A 17,792-nucleotide genomic window follows, 5' to 3' on the forward strand; every position below is an offset into this window, starting at 1 on the left:
CTTCCGCGCGTACGTCAGGACTCGGCGAGGACGGCCAGGATCGCCTCGCCGTACTTGGCGAGCTTGTTCTCGCCCACCCCGCTGACCCGGGACAGCTCGGCCAGGGAAGCCGGCGGCTCGGCGGCGATCTGCCGCAGCGTCGCGTCGTGGAAGATGACGTATGCCGGGACGCCCTGCTCCTTGGCGGTGGCCGCGCGCCACGCGCGGAGCCGCTCGAAGACCGGCGCGGCGGCGGGGGAGAGGTCGGCGACCACAGTGGCCGCGCCCCGGGGCTTGGCGGACCGGCCGGCCGCCGGCCGCTCCGGCTCCTTGCGCAGCGTGACCGTACGGCGGCGGCCGAGCACGTCCGCGCTGGCCTCGGTCAGCGCCAGCGTGCCGTAGTCGCCCTCGACAGCGAGCAGACCCTCGGCGAGCAGCTGCCGTACCACGCCACGCCACTCGGTCTCGCGCAGCTCGGTGCCGATGCCGAACGTGCTGAGCGAGTCGTGGCCGTACTGGTCGATCTTGTCGGTGTGCTTGCCGAGCAGGATGTCGATGCTGTGCCCGGCGCCGAAGCGCTGGTTGCGTTCGCGGTCGAGCCGGTAGACGGTGGAGAGCAGCTTCTGCGCGGCGACAGTGCCGTCCCAGGACTCGGGCGGGTCGAGGCAGGTGTCGCAGTTGCCGCAGGCGGCCACGCCGGTCTCGCCGAAGTATTCGAGCAGCTGGGCGCGGCGGCAGCGGACCGTCTCGCAGAGCGCCAGCATCGCGTCCAGGTGGGCGGCGAGGTTGCGCCGGTGCGCCAGGTCGCCCTCCGACGTCTCGATCATCTTGCGCTGCTGCACCACGTCCTGCAGCCCGTACGCCAGCCAGGCGGTGGACGGCAAGCCGTCGCGCCCGGCGCGGCCGGTCTCCTGGTAGTAGCCCTCGACCGACTTCGGCAGGTCCAGGTGGGCGACGAAGCGTACGTCGGGCTTGTCGATGCCCATGCCGAACGCGATCGTGGCGACCATGACCAGCCCGTCCTCGCGCAGGAAGCGCTGCTGGTTGGTGGCGCGGGTCGTGGCGTCCAGCCCGGCGTGGTACGGCAGCGCGGGGATGCCGTTGGCGACCAGGAACTCGGCGGTCTTCTCCACCGAGGCCCGGGACAGGCAGTAGACGATGCCGGCGTCGCCCGGGTGCTCGTCGCGCAGCAGGCTGAGCAGCTGGCGGCGGGGCTCCCGCTTCGGCACGATCCGGTACTGGATGTTGGGCCGGTCGAAGCTGGCCACGAAGTGCCGGGCCTCGGTGAGCCGCAGCCGGGTGGCGATCTCGGTGCGGGTCGCCCGGGTCGCGGTGGCGGTCAGCGCGATGCGCGGCACGTCCGGCCAGCGTTCGTGCAGCATCGACAGGTTGAGGTAGTCGGGGCGGAAGTCGTGCCCCCACTGCGAGACGCAGTGCGCCTCGTCGATCGCGAACAGCGCGATCCGGCCGCGCTCCAGCAGGCCGAGCGTGGACCGCACCGCCAGCCCTTCCGGGGCCAGGTAGAGCAGGTCCAGCTCGCCGGCCAGGTAGGCCGCCTCGACCCGGCGCCGCTGCGCCGGGTCCTGCGTCGAGTTGAGGAAACCGGCGCGTACGCCGACGGCGGTGAGCGCGTCGACCTGGTCCTGCATGAGCGCGATCAGCGGGGAGACCACTACCGCCACGCCGTCGCGGACCAGCGCGGGGATCTGGTAGCACAGCGACTTGCCGCCACCGGTGGGCATGAGCACCAGCGCGTCGCCGCCGGACACCACGTGTTCGACGACGTCCTGCTGGAAGCCGCGGAAGGCGTCGTACCCGAAGACCCGCCGCAACACGTCGAGCGCGTCGCCGGTCGGTGGGGAGCCGGCCGGTGCGGAGGTGGTCCGCTCGTCGGTGGGGGAGACCATCCGCGCAGTCTACGAGCGTCCCCCGACAGCGCCCGTCCGGCGAGCCGGTCCGGGGGTGGCGACATGTTCCGGTGGTCACCCCGTGGAATCCCGGACGGGGTCGCAGCCGTTAGAGTCGCTGATTGACCATGCGCGGCCGACCGGCCGCGGCGCCACGGCTGGGGGTAGCGGGTGAGCGAGGCGCGTACAGCGGGTGACCTGGGGCTGAGCGAGGCGGAGACGGCGCCGGCCGAGTCGGACACCTCACTGGTGGTGGTGACCGGGCTCTCCGGCGGCGGGCGCAGCACGGTGGCCCGGGCGCTGGAGAACGTCGGCTACTACGTGGTCGACAACCTGCCCCAGGCGCTGCTGCTCGACATGGCCGAGCTGGCCTTCAAGGCCGGCGGCGCGGCCCGGCGTACGGCGATGGTGCTGGACGTGCGCTCGCGCGCCTTCTCCACCGACCTGGCCGGGGCGATCCGGGAGCTGCGCGAGCGCGGCTTCTCCCCCCGGGTGGTCTTCGTCGACGCCGACGACGAGGTGCTGATCCGCCGGTTCGAGAGCGTGCGCCGCTCGCACCCGCTGCAGGGCGACGGGCGGCTGGCCGACGGCATCGCCGTCGAGCGGACGCTGCTGGAGGAGGCACGCGAGCAGGCCGACGTGATCATCGACACCAGCCACCTGAACGTGAACCAGCTTCGGCGCCGGGTCGAGGAGCTGTTCGGCGGCGAGGACGCCCGCCGGCTGCGGATCACCGTGATCTCGTTCGGCTTCAAGTACGGCCTGCCGCCGGACGCCGACTTCGTGATGGACGCCCGGTTCCTGCCGAACCCGTACTGGGTGCCGGAGCTGCGCGAGCACACCGGCCGGGAGGAGGCGGTCAGCGCGTACGTGCTGGGCCAGGAGGGCGCGGACGCCTTCGTGGCCGGGTACGCCGACCTGGTCAACGCCACCACCGCCGGTTTCGAGCGGGAGGGCAAGCGCTACCTGACCGTGGCGGTCGGCTGCACCGGCGGCAAGCACCGCAGCGTGGCGATCGCCGAGGAGCTGGCCGCCCGGCTGCGCCGCTCCGGTATCGCCGCCAACGCCCAGCACCGGGACCTGGGGCGGGAGTGACCCCGACCAGGGTGGTCGCCTTCGGTGGCGGGCACGGGCTCTCGGCGTCGCTGCGGGCGCTGCGGCACTGCGTACCCGAACTGGACCTGGACATCACCGCGGTGGTCACCGTCGGCGACGACGGCGGGTCCAGTGGGCGGCTGCGCGCGGAGCGCGGCGGCCTGCCCCCGGGTGACCTGCGTCAGGCGCTCGTGGCGCTGGCCGGCGACCATCCGGCCACCCGGCGCAGCGCGGCGCTGTTCCAGTACCGCTTCACCACCGCGACGCCGCCCCCGCCGACGCTCGCCGCGCCGGTTCCGGCCGCCCGCGCCGGCGACTCGCTCGCCGGCCACGCGGTCGGCAACCTGCTGCTGCACGGCCTGACCGAGCTGCTCGGCGATCCGGTGGCCGCGCTCGACCACGCGGGCGCGATGCTCGGCGCGGTGGGGCGGGTGCTGCCGATGTCCCGTCAGCCGGTGGGCATCGAGGCCCGGGTCCGCGGCGCGGACCCGGCCCATCCGGACGAGGTGTCCACCGTGCGCGGCCAGCACCAGGTCGCGGTCACCCCGGGCACCGTCGAGTCGCTGCGGCTCAACCCACCCGCGCCGGCCGCGTGCGCCGAGGCGGTGACAGCGGTACGCGCCGCGGACTGGCTGATCTTCGGGCCGGGCAGCTGGTACACGAGCGTGCTGCCGCACCTGCTGGTGCCGGGCCTGGCCGACGCGATCGTCTCCAGTCCGGCGCGGCGGCTGGTGACGCTCAACCTGGTGGCGGAGAAGGAGACCTCGGGGCTCTCCCTGCCCGACCATCTGGACACGCTGCGGCGCTATCTGCCCGAGCTGAAGGTGGACCGGGTGCTGGCGGACTCCACGGCGGTGGGTGATCCCGCGGCGGTCGAACGTGCGGCAGAATCGCTTGGTGCCCGGCTGGTCCTCGCTCCCGTCGCCGTCCTCGACGGCACGCCCCGTCATGATCCAGCCGCACTGGGCGCCGCGCTGGTGCCTGTCCTGCGCGCCGATCGTTAGACACGTACGTAATCACCGGCGACACGCCGGAACCGGTCCGTGAGGGGGCGCACTATGGCGATGACGGCTGCGGTCAAGGACGAGCTGAGTCGGGTCGACGTGCCCAAGCCCTGCTGTCGGCGGGCGGAGATGGCCGCCCTGCTGCGTTTCGCCGGCGGCCTGCACATCGTGTCCGGCCGCGTCGTGGTCGAGGCGGAGCTGGACACCGGCGCGGTGGCCCGCCGGCTGCGGCGGGAGGTGGCCGAGGTCTACGGCTACCCGAGCGAGATCCACGTGCTCGCCTCCGGCGGCCTGCGCAAGGGCAGCCACTTCATCGTGCGGGTGGTCAAGGACGGCGAGGCGCTCGCCCGGCAGACCGGCCTGCTCGACGTGCGGGGCCGCCCGGTGCGCGGCCTGCCGCCGCACGTGGTGGCCGCGAACGTCTGCTGCGCCGTGTCGGCCTGGCGGGGCGCGTTCATGGCGCACGGCTCGCTGACCGAGCCGGGCCGTTCCAGCGCGCTGGAGATCACCTGCCCCGGCCCGGAGTCGGCGCTGGCGCTCGTCGGCGCGGCCCGCCGCATCGGCATCACCGCGAAGAACCGCGAGGTGCGCGGCGTGGACCGGGTGGTGGTCAAGGACGGCGACGCGATCGCCGCGCTGCTCACCCGCATAGGAGCGCACTCCAGCGTGCTGGCCTGGGAGGAGCGGCGGGTACGCCGGGAGGTGCGCGCCACCGCCAACCGGCTGGCCAACTTCGACGACGCCAACCTGCGCCGCTCGGCCCGGGCCGCGGTGGCCGCCGCCGCCCGGGTGACCCGCGCGCTGGAGATCCTCGCCGACGACGCGCCCAACCACCTGACCTCGGCCGGCCGGCTGCGGCTGGAGCACCGTCAGGCGTCCCTGGAGGAGCTGGGCGCGCTCGCCGAGCCGCCGCTGACCAAGGACGCCATCGCCGGCCGGATCCGCCGGCTGCTCGCGCTGGCCGACAAGCGCGCCCGCGACCTGGGCATCCCGGATACGGAAGCGGCAGTCACGCCCGACATGCTCGTGGTCTGATAGGACTCGGGCGGCGAGCACGCGAGCGGGATCACCACCCGCCGCAGCGCGACGCCGCACGCTCGGATATGGTCGCTGCGTACGGCAAGGGGGCCGCGCACAGGCATCCCTCGCCGTGCTCACCGCCTCGGGCGGTCAGGTCTCCGTGACCGCGGCGGGGTGGCCGAGATGACATGTCGACGGCCGGCTCCAACGGTCGGCGCACACACCTCCGCCGGCCCCGGTCTGGCGCCGGCGGACCAGAACGCGAGGAGATGGGACCTGTGACCATCCGGGTTGGCATCAACGGCTTCGGCCGGATCGGCCGCAACTTCTTCCGGGCAGTGCTGGCGTCCGGCGCTGACATCGAGGTCGTGGCGGTCAACGACCTGACCGACAACGCGACGCTCGCCCACCTTGTCAAGTACGACAGCATCCTGGGCCGCCTCCCGCACGAGGTGAAGGCCACCGCCGACGAGATCACCGTGGGCGGCAAGACCATCAAGGCGTACGCCGAGAAGGACCCGGCGAACCTGCCGTGGGGCGAGGTCGGCGCCGACGTCGTCATCGAGTCCACCGGCTTCTTCACCGACGGCACCAAGGCGAAGGCGCACCTCGACGGCGGGGCCAAGAAGGTCATCATCTCCGCGCCGGCTAAGAACGAGGACGTCACCGTGGTCATGGGCGTCAACCAGGACCAGTACGACCCGGCCAAGCACAACATCATCTCGAACGCCTCCTGCACCACGAACTGCCTCGCGCCGATGGCGAAGGTGCTGCAGGACACGTTCGGCATCCAGCAGGGCCTGATGACCACCATCCACGCGTACACGCAGGACCAGAACCTGCAGGACGCGCCGCACAAGGACCTGCGCCGGGCCCGCGCCGCCGCGCTGAACATCGTGCCGACCTCGACCGGCGCCGCGAAGGCGATCGGCCTGGTGCTGCCGGAGCTGAAGGGCAAGCTGGACGGTTACGCGCTGCGCGTGCCGATCCCGACCGGCTCGGCCACCGACCTGACCGTCACGGTCGGCCGGGAGACCACTGTGGACGAGGTCAACGCCGCGCTCAAGGCCGCCGCCGAGGGCCCGCTGCGGGGCATCCTCACCTACAACGAGGACCCGATCGTCTCCGCCGACATCGTGACCGACCCGGCGTCGTGCATCTTCGACGCGCCGCTGACCAAGGTGATCGGCAACCAGGTCAAGGTCGTCGGCTGGTACGACAACGAGTGGGGCTACTCGAACCGCCTGGTGGACCTGGTCAAGCTGGTCGGTAGCTCGCTGTGAGCATCCGCAACCTCGACGACCTGCTCGCCGAGGGGGTGTCGGGTCGGCGCGTGCTGGTGCGCGCCGACCTGAACGTCCCGCTCGACAAGCAGACCGGTGAGATCACGGACGACGGCCGGATCCGGGCCGTCCTGCCGACGCTGAGCGCGCTGGTGCAGGCCGGCGCGAAGGTGGTCGTCTGCTCGCACCTGGGCCGCCCGAAGGGCGCGCCGGACCCGCAGTTCAGCCTCCGCCCGGTCGCCGGGCGGCTCGGTGAGCTGCTCGGCGCCCCGGTGGCCTTCGCCGAGGACACCGTCGGTGACTCGGCGCGGTCCACCGTGGCCGACCTGGCCGACGGCCAGGTGGCGCTGCTGGAGAACCTGCGGTTCAACAAGGGCGAGACCAGCAAGGACGACGCGGAGCGGGGCGCGTTCGCCGACCAGCTCGCCGCGCTCGGCGACGCCTACGTGGACGACGCGTTCGGCGCTGTGCACCGCAAGCACGCCAGCGTGCACGACGTGCCGGCCCGGCTGCCGCACGTCGCCGGCCGGCTGGTGCTGCGCGAGGTCGAGGTGCTCAGCCGCCTCACCGGCTCCCCGGAGCGGCCGTACGTGGTGGTGCTGGGCGGCTCGAAGGTCTCCGACAAGCTGGCCGTGATCGAGGCGCTGCTGCCGACCGTGGACCGGCTGCTCATCGGCGGCGGGATGTGCTTCACCTTCCTCAAGGCCCAGGGCCACGAGGTGGGCACGTCGCTGCTGGAGAAGGACATGGTCGAGACCTGCCGCAACCTGATGGAGCGCGCGCCCGGCAAGATCATGCTCCCGGTCGACGTGGTGGCCGCCGACGCGTTCGCGCCGGACGCCGCGCACGACACCGTGCCCGCCGACGGCATCCCCAGCCACCGGCTGGGCCTGGACATCGGCCCGGAGACGGTGGCCGGCTTCGCGGCCGCGCTGTCGCAGGCGAAGACCATCTTCTGGAACGGCCCGATGGGCGTGTTCGAGATGGCGGCGTTCGCCAACGGCACCCGGGGCGTGGCCGAGGCGATCACCAAGGCCGACGCGTTCAGCGTGGTCGGTGGCGGCGACTCGGCCGCGGCGGTGCGCGCGCTGGGCCTGGACGAGTCCTCGTTCGGGCACATCTCCACCGGCGGCGGCGCCTCCCTGGAATACCTGGAGGGCAAGACCCTCCCCGGCATCGCGGCTCTGGAGAACTGAATGGCGAGCACGACCCGCCGGCCGCTGATGGCCGGCAACTGGAAGATGAACCTGAACCACCTCGAGGCCAACCTGCTGGTGCAGAAGCTGGCCGCGAGCCTGAACGAGAAGCAGCTCACCGACGTCGAGTGCGTGGTGCTGCCGCCCTTCACCGACCTGCGTACGGTGCAGACCGCTGTGGACGGCGACAAGCTGCTGATCGGCTACGGCGCGCAGGACCTGTCGCCGCATCCGTCCGGCGCGTACACCGGTGACATCGCCGGGCCGATGCTGGCGAAGCTGGGCTGCGGCTACGTGGTGGTCGGCCACTCCGAGCGGCGGCAGTACCACCACGAGGACGACGCGCTGGTCAACGCGAAGGTGTCGGCGGCGCTGGCGAACGGGCTCACCCCGATCCTCTGCATCGGCGAGGGCCTGGAGGTCCGGGAACAGTCGGGGCAGGTGCGGCACTGCTGCGACCAGCTCGACGGCGCGCTGAAGGGGCTCACCGCCGAGCAGGTCACCAAGGTCGTCGTCGCGTACGAGCCGGTCTGGGCGATCGGCACCGGCAAGACGGCCACGCCGGAGGACGCCCAGGAGGTCTGCGGCGCGGTGCGCAAGCGCATCGCCGAGACCTACGACGAGGGCACCGCCGAGCAGGTCCGGATCCTGTACGGCGGGTCGGTCAAGGCGTCGAACGTCGCCGCGATCATGGCGCAGCCGGACGTGGACGGGGCCCTGGTCGGGGGCGCCAGCCTGGACGCGGAGGAGTTCGCGCAGATCTGCCGGTTCCCGGAGCACACCGCCCGCTGATCGCTCGCTATCCTTGACGCTGCCCGTCCACCGGTCGGTGCCGCAGTGCCCGACAGGTCCGGGCAGTGATCGCAACGAGAGGACTGACCCCCGCCATGCCGATCTGGTTCGCCTACACGATGATCACGTTGCTGGTCATCACCAGCGTGCTGCTCGTCCTACTGATCCTCCTGCACCGCGGTAAGGGCGGCGGGTTGTCGAGCATGTTCGGCGGCGGCGTCAGCTCCAGCCTGGCCGGTTCGTCCGTGGCCGAGAAGAACCTCGACCGCTACACCGTTCTGGTGGGAATCGTCTGGTTCGCCTGCATCATCGGGCTCGGGCTCTGGCTGCGGTTGCAGATGGCCAACGGCACCTGAGTCAGCGCTGAGAAGCGTACAATCTGCGCGCGGTCCGTCACGGACCGCGCGCAGTTTTGTTTCTCCGCGCGTCGCCCGTCGCCCATCCCCTCCGGCGGCGGTCCCCTCCGACGACAGGGAGCGAGCAATCGTGCCCAGCAACAACGTCATCCGCGGCACCCGGATCGGGTCCGCCCCCGAGCGCTTCGACCAGCGCGTGGAGCCCGCGCCGCGCCGCCCGGTCGTCTACTGGTGCCGCCACGGGCACCGGGTCGAGTTCCTGATCGCCGCCGAGGCGGAGACGCCGGCCGCCTGGGAGTGCCCCCGCTGCGGCGAGCCGGCCGGCCCCGACCCGGGCGACCCGCCGGGCCGCCAGCGCGCCGAGCCCTACAAGACCCACCTGGCGTACGTGCAGGAGCGGCGCACGCCGGAGGAGGGGGAGGCGCTGCTCGCCGAGGCCCTCGACGCGCTGCGCCGACGTCGTGGCCGCGCCTGAGCCGAGGCGTTAAGAAGGGGCCCCTTCTCTACCGGAGACGTTAAGAAGGGGCCCTTCCTTACACCTCAGCGGAGGCTGCGCAGGCGCGGGGGCACGTTGGCCGCCGCGGCCCGGTCGAGCAGCCAGAGCGTACGGGAGACGCCCTGCACCCCGGCGGCCGGCAACTGCACCGGCCCGGCCCCGGCCAGCGCCATGCCCACCGCCCGGGCCTTGTCCGCCCCGGCGGCGATCAGCCACACCTCTTCGGCCGTGTTGATCGTCGGCAGGGTCAGCGTGGTACGCACCGGCGGCGGCTTCGGGCTGCCCCGTACCGCGCTGACCGGGCGGTTGTCGTGGTGCACCGGGTGCTCCGGGAACACCGACGCCACGTGCCCGTCCTCGCCGACGCCGAGCATCAGCACGTCGAAGTGGGGCAGGACGGCGTTCCCGGGCCGGGCGGCGGCGGCCAGCTCCCGCGCGTACCCGGCGGCGGCCGCCTCCGGGTCGTCACCGGCCGGGCCGTCGGACGCCGGCATCGGGTGCACCCGGGCCGGGTCCAGCGGCACCGCGTCCAGCAGCGCCGCCCGCGCCTGCGTCTCGTTGCGCTCCGGGTCGCCGGCGGGCAGGAACCGCTCGTCGCCCCACCACACGTCGACCCGGGACCAGTCGACCGCGTCCCGGGCGGGCAGCTGCCCGACCGCCCGGTACACCGCAGCGGCGATCCGCCCGCCGGTCAGCACCACCGACGCCTGGCCGCGCTCGGCCTGCGCGTCGAGCAGCTTCACCACCAACCGGGCCGCCACCGCCTGCGCCAGCAGGTCGGGGTCGGCGTGTACGGCGACACTCGCCTCAGTCATCCGTCGAGCCCTCGTGTTCCGACCGCCCACCGGCGGTCACCTGTGCCTCCGACCACCCGGTCCGGGCGGTCACTCGTTCGCGGTCGCGCCCGCGTGCGCGGTCACGCCGGCCTCGGCCCGCTGGGCGGTCGCCGGATCCTTCCACACGTGCACCCGCTGGGCCGGCCGCTGGTCGAGTCCGGTGATCCCGGCCGCAGCGCCGAGCGCCTCCGCGTACACCTGGTCGGCGTCGAGGCGGCGCAGCTCCTCGGCCAGCTCGTCACCGAGCGGCCGGCGGACCAGCGGCAGCGTGCGGTCCTCCTGCCCGGTACGCCGGAACACCGCGATGCTGTCGTCGCGGGTCAGCGTCAGCTCGTCGCCGTTGGCGCAGCGCAGCTGCACCTGACGCATGCGCGGGAACTCGTCGGTCCGCTCCCAGGTCGGTTCGATGCCGAGCCGGGCCTTGAGCCACCCGCTCATCAGCGCGGCCGTCGGATCCGACGGGGGCGCCACCACGCTGGCCTCGGTGACCCGGGCCTGGGTGGTGTCGAACGCGCCCGCCACCAGCGTGCGCCACGGGGTGATCCGGGTCCACGCCAGGTCGGTGTCGCCGGGGGCGTAGTCGTGGGCCCGCTGCCGCAGCGCGGCGATCGGGTCGGCCGCCTGCGCCGAGTCGGTGATCCGCCGGTCGGCCACCACACCGAGGAAGTCGGTGGCGATCTCCTCCGGCGGCTCGCCGTGCCACCACGTCACCACCGGTACGTCCGGCACCAGCAGCGGCATCACCACGGATTCGGCGTGCAGCGCGAGCCGCCCGTACATCCGGGTCACCACCGCCTCGCACGGCCCGAGCCGGCCGCCCACGACGATCTCCGCGTCCAGCCGGTTGCGGTCGCGCTCCACGTCGGAGCGGACCACCACGAGCAGGCGGCAGGGGTGCGCCGCCGCGGCGATGGTGGCGGCCGCCTCGGCCTCCCGGACCCGCTTCTCGTCCACCACCACGATCAGCGTGAGCGCCATGCCGCTGGCCACCCCGCCCGCGCTGCGCCGTTCCGCGGCCAGCGCCTTGACCACCTCGTTGCCGGTGGTGTCCCACAGCCCGATCAATGGAGCCTCCTGGTTCGCTCGCAGTGCTCGCTCACGCTCTCCGCCAAGCCCGGCCCTCGCGGGCCAGCATCTCGTCGGCGGCCCGGGGTCCCCACTCGCCGGCCCGGTACGGCTCCGGCGTCGTGCCCTCCCAGGCGTGTTCCAGCGGGTCGACGACCTGCCAGCTCTGCTCGACCTCGGCGGCGTCCGGGAACAGCGTCCGGTCGCCGATCAGCACGTCCAGCACGAGCCGCTCGTACGCCTCGGGGCTGGACTCGGTGAACGCCTCGCCGTACTGGAAGTCCATCGCGATGTCGCGGACCTCCATCGTGGTGCCCGGCACCTTGGAGCCGAACTTCAGCACCACGCCCTCGTCCGGCTGCACGCGGATGACGAGCTGGTTGGGACCGAGGGACTCCATGTCGGCGGCGTTGAACGGCAGGTGCGGCGCCTTCTTGAACATGATGGCCACCTCGGTGACCCGCCGGGGCAGCCGCTTGCCGGCCCGGATGTAGAACGGCACCCCGGCCCAGCGCCGGTTCTGGATGCCCAGCTTCACCGCCACGTACGTCTCGGTGGTGGAGCCCGCCGGGACGCCCTCCTCCTCCAGGTAGCCCTTGGCGCGCTCGCCGCCCACCCAGCCGGGCAGGTACTGGCCCCGCACGGTGTCCTCGGAGACGTCGTGCGGCACGGTGATCGCCTTGAGCACCTTGAGCTTCTCGGCGCGGATCTCGTCGGCGTCGAAGCTCGTCGGCTCCTCCATCGCGACCAGCGCGAGCAGTTGGAGCAGGTGGTTCTGGAGCACGTCACGGGCGGTGCCGACGGAGTCGTAGAAGGCGGCCCGGGTGCCGATGCCGACGTCCTCGGCCATGGTGATCTGCACCGAGTCGACGTACTTGGAGTTCCACAGCGGCTCGAACAGGTTGTTCGCGAACCGCAGCGCCAGGATGTTCTGGACCGTCTCCTTGCCCAGGTAGTGGTCGATCCGGAACACGTCCTGGCGGGTGAAGACGTCGTCGACCAGGTCGTTGAGCGCCTTGGCAGAGGGCAGGTCGTTGCCGAACGGCTTCTCCACCACCACGCGGCGCCAGCCGCCGGACCTGTCGTTGTCGGCCATGCCGGTGCGGGCGAGCTGCTTGAGCACCACCGGGAACGCCGCCGGGGGGATGGAGAAGTAGAAGGCGGCGTTGCCGGCGATGCCGTGCGAGTCGCGCAGCTCGTCGAGCGTGGCGGCGAGCTGGTCGAACGCGGCGTCGTCGTCGAACGAGCCGCCGACGAACTTGATGTTGCCGGCCAGCCGGGCCCACACCTCCTCCCGCCACGGGGTACGGGCGTGCTTCTTGGCCGCCTCGTGCGCCACCGACTCGAAGTCGCCGTCGCCCCAGTCCCGGCGGGCGAAGCCCAGCACCACGAAACCGGGCGGCAGGAGCCCCCGGTTGGCCAGGTCGTAGACCGCCGGCAGTAGTTTCTTGCGGGCCAGATCGCCGGTCACCCCGAAGATCACCAGGGCACACGGCTCGGGGATCCGGGGCAACCGCCGGTCCTGGACGTCGCGCAGCGGGTTCACCGGGCCACCTCCTCCTGCGTCTCGGTCCGCTGATTCCAGGTCATTGATCGTCACGTGCGTGTCCGTCCGGCCGTATCCAGCAGCTGGGCGACGCCAGCCGCCCGCTTGGTCAGGTGCAGTCGCAGCACCGGTCGTTCCCGGCCGGCCAGGGCCCGCCGGTCACCGGCGGCCTGGGCCGCCTGGAGCTGCGCGAAGGTGTACGGACGACCGGGCACTTCCAGATCATCGGTGACCGCACCGGTGATCTGGAGGTGCCGGCCGCGGGTGTCCGTGTGTTCCGGCCGGCGCGGTCCCCAGGTGAAGGTGACCGGCCGCCGGGTGTGCCGTGCCAGCAGCGGGCGCAGCCCGGCCAGCGCCGCGTCGGCCCGCGGGTCGAGGTACGCGGTGACCGCGAGGTGTTCCCGTTCGCCCAGCCCGTCGAGCAGCCAGCACAGCGCGCCGGTCAGGTCGGCCGGCGCGCCGCTCGGGGCGTACACCTCGATCGCGTCCTCCACCGACGACGGCGGCCCGCTGTCCGCCTCGTCGTCGGCCGCCGCGGCGGCGGGCGCCGCGAACGGGTCGGTCCGCAGCGTCACCGCGGCGGTCGCGGCGGCGTAGGTCCAGGTGAGCAGGTGCGCGCCGAGCGGCCCGTTGACGGCGACGTCGGCGGCCACGCCCGGGCCGACGCCCGCGCCGAGGGCGCCGCCGAGACCGACTGTGAGCACGCCCGGCCCGGTGGCGCCGGGGGAGTCGGGGGACTCCACGGCCACCGGCAGGAGCCGTCCGCCGGTCGCGTCGGCGAGCAGCGCGCCCGCCCAGCGGCCCAGGCCGTCGAGTCCGGTGCCGTCGGGGACCAGCGCTACCGTGTGCCGGCCCTCGCCGGGCGCCGCGCCCAGGGCCGCGCCGAGCGCGAGGCCCGGGTTGTCCCGGTCCCGGTCGAGCGCGGCGGTGAGCGCCTCCGCCTCGTCCAGCACCTCGGCGACCGGCGCGCCGGCCAGCGCCGCCGGGACCACGCCGAACGCGGTGAGCGCGGCCCACGGCCCGGTCACGCCGGGCTCGGCCGGGAGCACCACCGCGCCCAGCTCGTCGGCGCGCGCCGCGAGGTCCGTGCCGGGCTCGGTGACCACCACGACGTGCCGGGCGGCATCCGGGCCCTCGTCCGCCCACGCCTGCCGGTAGGCCCGCAGGTGGGCGTCGGTGGTCCGGTCCAGGCCGTGCCGGGCGGCGAGCACCAGGAGGGTACGCGCCGGGCGGTCGGCGAGCGCGGCCCGGACCGGCCCCGGATCGGCGGTGTCGAGCACCGTCACCGGCCGGCCCAGGCATTCGGCCAGGACCTCGGCGGCGAGCGTGTCGCCGGGGGCGCCGGCCAGCACCACGTGGTCCAGGTCGCTCAGCTCGGCGGCCAGCTCGGCGAGCTGGGGGAGCAGGTCCCGGCTGCGCCGGTGGGCGTGCAGCCAGCCCAGCCGGTCGAGGGCCGCCGGCTCGGCGGCGGGCCCCCAGAGGGCCGGGTCGGCGGCGGCGAGCCGGGCCGGGACGTCGTGGGCGACGAGCGTGGCGCGCGCCGACGCGCCCAGGGCGTCCGCGCCGCGCACGGCCAGACCGGCGGCCATGTCGGCCCGCCCGGCCAGCAGGTCACTCACGGTGCCGCCCCTCACCCAAACCACGGTACGGCGCGACGCGCCCCGGGGCCGGGCCCCGGGACGCGTCGGACGCCGTCTGTCACGCGTTGCCGCCGGCCTGCTGCGCCGCCTGCGCGTTCTTCCCGGCCGCCCGGTGCGGGCTGCCCGAGCCCTTGGCCGCCTCGGCGAGGGACTTCTTGACCCCCTCCAGCAGCTCCACCCAGCTCGCCTCGAACTTCTCCACGCCCTCGCGCTCCAGCGTGGCGATCACGTCGGACAGGTCAACGCCCACCGCCAGCAGGTCGGCGAAGACCTGGCGGGCGTCGTCGTACGCGACGGTGACGGTGTCCGGCTTCGTCTCGCCGTGCTCGGCGTAGGCGTGGATCACCGGCTCCGGCATGGTGTTGACGGTGCCGGGCGCGATCAGCTCCTCGACGTAGATGACGTCCCGGTAGTCCGGGTTCTTCGTCGAGGTGGAGGCCCACAGCGGGCGCTGCGGGTGGGCGCCCGCGTCGGCCAGCTTCTGCCAGCGCGCCGAGGAGAACACCTCGCCGTAACGCTCGTACGCCAGCCGGGCGTTGGCGACAGCGGCCTTGCCGCGCAGCGCCTTGGCCCGGTCCGAGCCGATCTTCTCCAGCCGCTTGTCCACCTCGGTGTCGACCCGGGAGACGAAGAACGAGGCGACCGAGCCGATCTTCGACAGGTCGTGCCCGTTGGCCTGCGCCTGCTCCAGGCCGGCCAGGAAGGCCTCCATCACCTGCGAGTACCGGTCCAGGCCGAAGATCAGCGTGACGTTGACGCTGATCCCCTCGGCCAGCGTCGCGGTGATCGCGGGCAGGCCCTCCTCGGTGGCCGGGATCTTGATGAACAGGTTCGGCCGGTCGACCAGCCACCACAGCGCCTTGGCCTCGGCGACGGTCTTCGCCGCGTCGTGCGCCGAGCGCGGGTCCACCTCGATCGACACCCGGCCGTCCACGCCGCCGCTGGTCTCGTACGACGGGCGCATCACGTCGCAGGCCCACCGCACGTCGTACGTGGTGAGCATGCGGACCGCCTCCTCGACGTCCACACCACGTACGGCGAGGTCACGAAGCTGCCAGTCGTACTCGCCGGCGTCGCTCAGCGCCTTGGCGAAGATCGTCGGATTGGTGGTCACCCCGGCTACGTGGCTCTCCCGGCGCAGCTTGTCCAGCCCGCCGGAGCTCAGCCGTACCCGGGAGAGATCGTCGAGCCAGATCGCCACCCCGGCGCCCTGGAGCTCCTTCAGCCTGTCCGTCATGCCGTCCACGCTCCCCTCAGTTGCCGGTCGTGAAACCGGTGATGTCGCCCACCCGGGTCAGCGCCGCGTGCGCGGCGGCCACGATCCGGTCGGGGGTGAACCCGAACTGCTCGAAGAGCACGGTGTGCGGCGCGCTGGCGCCGTAGTGCTCGATGCTCACGCACTCGCCGCTGTCGCCGACGATCGCGCGCCACGACATCGCGATGCCCGCCTCCACGCTCACCCGTGCCTTTACCCCGCGCGGCAGCACCGACTCCCGGTACGCCTCGTCCTGCGCGAAGAACCACTCCTGGCAGGGCATGGAGACGACCCGGGTGGGGGTGCCGTCGGCCTCCAGCCGCTCCCGTGCGGTGAGGCAGAGCTGCACCTCGGAGCCGGTGCCGACGAGGATCACCTGCGGCTTGCCGTTCGACGCCTCGGCCAGCACGTACCCGCCCTTGGCGACGCCCTCGGCGCCGGCCAGGTCGGTGCGGTCGAACGTCGGCAGCGCCTGGCGGCTGAGCGCCAGCGCGGTCGGCCGGTCGGTGTGCTCCAGCGCCTGCCGCCACGCCCAGACCGTCTCGTTGGCGTCGGCCGGGCGCACCACGTCCAGGCCGGGGATGGCCCGCAGCGCGGTCAGGTGCTCGATCGGCTGGTGCGTCGGGCCGTCCTCGCCGAGGCCGATCGAGTCGTGCGTCCAGACGTACGTCACCGGCAGCTTCATCAGCGCGGCCAGCCGCACCGCCGGGCGCATGTAGTCGCTGAACACCAGGAACGTGCCGCCGTACGGGCGGGTGCCGCCGTGCAGGGCGATGCCGTTGAGGATCGCGCCCATGGCGTGCTCGCGGATGCCGAAGTGCAGCGTGCGGCCGTACTCGTCACCGGGGAAGTCCTTGGTGGCGTGCGCGGCCGGGACGAACGACGGCTCGCCCTTCATCGTGGTGTTGTTGCTCTCGGCCAGGTCGGCCGAGCCGCCCCACAGCTCCGGCAGCACCGGCGCCAGGGCCTCCAGGATCTTGCCGGAGGCGGCCCGGGTGGCGACGCCCTTGGCGTCCGCCGGGAAGGTCGGCAGCGCGTCGGTCCAGCCGGTCGGCAGCGTACGGGTGGCCATCCGGTCCCACAGCGCCTTGCGCTCCGGGTTGGCCTGCGCCCAGGCGTCGAACCCGGTGGTCCACTCGGCCTGCTCCTGCGCGCCACGCTCCAGCACCTGACGGGCGTGCTTGAGCACCTCCTCGTCGACCTCGAAGGTGCGCTGCGGGTCGAAGCCGAGGATCTCCTTGGTGGCCTTCACCTCGTCCGCGCCGAGCGCCGAGCCGTGGATCTTGCCGGTGTTCTTCTTGTTCGGCGCGGGCCAGCCGATGATGGTGCGCAGCGCGATGAACGACGGCCGGCCGGTCTCCGCCTTGGCGGCCAGCAGCGCCTGGTACAGCGCCTCCACGTCCTCGTGGTAGTCGCCCTGGTCGGCGTCGCCGCTGCGCCAGTCGACGGTCTGCACGTGCCAGCCGTACGCCTCGTAGCGGGCCGCCACGTCCTCGCTCTTGGCGATGCGGGTGTCGTCCTCGATCGAGATCTCGTTGTCGTCGTAGATCACGCAGAGGTTGCCGAGCTGCTGGTGACCGGCGAGCGCGCTGGCCTCGTGGGTGATGCCCTCCTCGATGTCACCGTCGGAGGCGATGCACCAGATGTCGTGCCGGAACGGCGAGTCGGCGCGGTCCGGCTCGCTGTCGAACAGGCCGCGCTCGCGGCGGGCCGCCATCGCCATGCCGACCGCGTTGCCGAGGCCCTGGCCGAGCGGCCCGGTGGTGGTCTCCACGCCCGGGGTGTGGCCGTGCTCCGGGTGACCCGGGGTGAGCGAGCCCCACTGGCGCAGCGCCTTGAGGTCGTCCAGCGACAGCGGGTAGCCGGAGAGGAAGAGCTGGATGTAGAGCGTCAGGCTGGAGTGGCCGGCGGAGAGCACGAACCGGTCGCGCCCGGCCCAGTTCGGGTCGGCGGGGTTGTGCCGCATGACCCGGTTGAAGAGCAGGTACGCCACCGGGGCGAGGCTCATCGCCGTCCCCGGGTGGCCGTTGCCGGATTTCTCCACGGCGTCCATGGCCAGCACGCGGACCGTGTCGACGGCCCTGCGGTCGAGGTCGGACCAGTTGAGAGCGGGAAGCTCGGGTCGGTTGGCAGCCACGATGGTTGTGCTCCTCGGCAGATGGGCGGAACCCTCACTGATGACCCTATCGAGCGGTGCTAAACGTCCGCCCGGGGATCTCAGCATGCTGTTCTGTACGGATCGCGGACGTCCGGTCGTTCAACCCCAGGTGTGACGGCTCGCACCGTTGCCGGGTCTGCGGGGCAGCCAAAACGACGCCGCGT

15 protein-coding genes are annotated in these 17,792 nt (G+C 73.1%); 8 read left to right on the plus strand and 7 right to left on the minus strand.

The genetic code is table 11. The features are described 5' to 3' along the window. Positions 1–14: 14 nt before the first annotated feature. A complete protein-coding gene (gene recQ / locus A4R25_RS01230) occupies positions 15–1,886 on the minus strand; it encodes a DNA helicase RecQ (RefSeq protein WP_043329621.1) in 1,872 nt (623 codons plus the stop codon). Between the two features lie 171 nt (positions 1,887–2,057). Between recQ and rapZ the strand changes: the two genes are divergently transcribed. The 8 genes from rapZ (at position 2,058) to A4R25_RS01270 (ending at position 9,107) form a co-directional block, all read left to right on the plus strand. Continuing rightward, positions 2,058–2,981 carry an RNase adapter RapZ gene (gene rapZ / locus A4R25_RS01235; RefSeq protein WP_373887988.1) on the plus strand — a complete coding sequence of 308 codons (924 nt, stop codon included), beginning with the start codon at positions 2,058–2,060 and terminating at the stop codon, positions 2,979–2,981. After that, positions 2,978–3,985 carry a 2-phospho-L-lactate transferase CofD family protein gene (locus tag A4R25_RS01240; protein ID WP_043329623.1) on the plus strand — a complete coding sequence of 336 codons (1,008 nt, stop codon included), beginning with the start codon at positions 2,978–2,980 and terminating at the stop codon, positions 3,983–3,985. Before rapZ ends, A4R25_RS01240 begins: the two co-directional genes overlap by 4 nt. 54 nt (positions 3,986–4,039) lie before the next feature. Then, complete coding sequence (gene whiA, locus A4R25_RS01245) at positions 4,040–5,020, plus strand: DNA-binding protein WhiA (protein ID WP_030503240.1); 981 nt, start codon at positions 4,040–4,042, stop codon at positions 5,018–5,020. Positions 5,021–5,283: 263 nt separating this feature from the next. Beyond that, positions 5,284–6,288, plus strand: a complete 1,005-nt coding sequence (gene gap / locus A4R25_RS01250) for a type I glyceraldehyde-3-phosphate dehydrogenase (RefSeq protein ID WP_043329624.1) — start codon at positions 5,284–5,286, stop codon at positions 6,286–6,288. Next, on the plus strand, positions 6,285–7,484 hold the full coding sequence (pgk, locus tag A4R25_RS01255) for a phosphoglycerate kinase (protein WP_064445300.1): 1,200 nt from the start codon (positions 6,285–6,287) through the stop codon (positions 7,482–7,484). The genes gap and pgk overlap by 4 nt, the downstream gene beginning before the upstream one ends. After that, complete coding sequence (tpiA, locus tag A4R25_RS01260) at positions 7,485–8,276, plus strand: triose-phosphate isomerase (protein WP_043329625.1); 792 nt, start codon at positions 7,485–7,487, stop codon at positions 8,274–8,276. 95 nt (positions 8,277–8,371) lie between these two features. Further along, positions 8,372–8,632 (plus strand): preprotein translocase subunit SecG, encoded by a 261-nt coding sequence (secG, locus tag A4R25_RS01265; RefSeq protein WP_043329626.1) that lies wholly within the window; start codon positions 8,372–8,374, stop codon positions 8,630–8,632. Between the two features lie 130 nt (positions 8,633–8,762). Further along, on the plus strand, positions 8,763–9,107 hold the full coding sequence (locus A4R25_RS01270; protein ID WP_013287462.1) for an RNA polymerase-binding protein RbpA: 345 nt from the start codon (positions 8,763–8,765) through the stop codon (positions 9,105–9,107). A gap of 65 nt (positions 9,108–9,172) precedes the next feature. Here A4R25_RS01270 and pgl read toward each other — a convergent pair whose 3' ends face one another. The 6 genes from pgl to tkt form a co-directional block, all read right to left on the minus strand. Then, the gene (gene pgl, locus A4R25_RS01275; RefSeq protein WP_064445301.1) at positions 9,173–9,943 is read right to left on the minus strand and encodes a 6-phosphogluconolactonase; all 771 of its coding nucleotides are present in this window, start codon (positions 9,941–9,943) and stop codon (positions 9,173–9,175) included. A 69-nt stretch (positions 9,944–10,012) separates the two neighbouring features. Next, positions 10,013–11,029 (minus strand): glucose-6-phosphate dehydrogenase assembly protein OpcA, encoded by a 1,017-nt coding sequence (locus A4R25_RS01280; RefSeq protein WP_043329629.1) that lies wholly within the window; start codon positions 11,027–11,029, stop codon positions 10,013–10,015. A 31-nt stretch (positions 11,030–11,060) separates the two neighbouring features. Next, the gene (gene zwf / locus A4R25_RS01285) at positions 11,061–12,575 is read right to left on the minus strand and encodes a glucose-6-phosphate dehydrogenase (RefSeq protein ID WP_043329630.1); all 1,515 of its coding nucleotides are present in this window, start codon (positions 12,573–12,575) and stop codon (positions 11,061–11,063) included. 50 nt (positions 12,576–12,625) lie between these two features. Further along, complete coding sequence (locus tag A4R25_RS01290) at positions 12,626–14,194, minus strand: hypothetical protein (RefSeq protein WP_064445302.1); 1,569 nt, start codon at positions 14,192–14,194, stop codon at positions 12,626–12,628. 79 nt (positions 14,195–14,273) lie between these two features. Further along, a complete protein-coding gene (gene tal, locus A4R25_RS01295) occupies positions 14,274–15,452 on the minus strand; it encodes a transaldolase (protein ID WP_043331133.1) in 1,179 nt (392 codons plus the stop codon). Between the two features lie 16 nt (positions 15,453–15,468). Then, positions 15,469–17,607, minus strand: a complete 2,139-nt coding sequence (gene tkt / locus A4R25_RS01300; RefSeq protein ID WP_043329631.1) for a transketolase — start codon at positions 17,605–17,607, stop codon at positions 15,469–15,471. Between the last annotated feature and the right edge of the window lie 185 nt (positions 17,608–17,792).

This window comes from Micromonospora sp. NBRC 110037, from assembly GCF_001652995.1.
GTDB lineage: Bacteria > Actinomycetota > Actinomycetes > Mycobacteriales > Micromonosporaceae > Micromonospora > Micromonospora chalcea.

What these genes read in the sequence shown, in the direction of transcription:
- tpiA (WP_043329625.1), top strand. Translation starts at nt 7,485, where the DNA reads ATGGCGAGCACGACCCGCCGGCCGCTGATGGCCGGCAACTGGAAGATG.
- secG (WP_043329626.1), top strand. Translation starts at nt 8,372, where the DNA reads ATGCCGATCTGGTTCGCCTACACGATGATCACGTTGCTGGTCATCACC.
- whiA (WP_030503240.1), top strand. Translation starts at nt 4,040, where the DNA reads ATGGCGATGACGGCTGCGGTCAAGGACGAGCTGAGTCGGGTCGACGTG.
- recQ (WP_043329621.1), bottom strand. Translation starts at nt 1,886, where the DNA reads ATGGTCTCCCCCACCGACGAGCGGACCACCTCCGCACCGGCCGGCTCC.
- pgl (WP_064445301.1), bottom strand. Translation starts at nt 9,943, where the DNA reads ATGACTGAGGCGAGTGTCGCCGTACACGCCGACCCCGACCTGCTGGCG.
- tal (WP_043331133.1), bottom strand. Translation starts at nt 15,452, where the DNA reads ATGACGGACAGGCTGAAGGAGCTCCAGGGCGCCGGGGTGGCGATCTGG.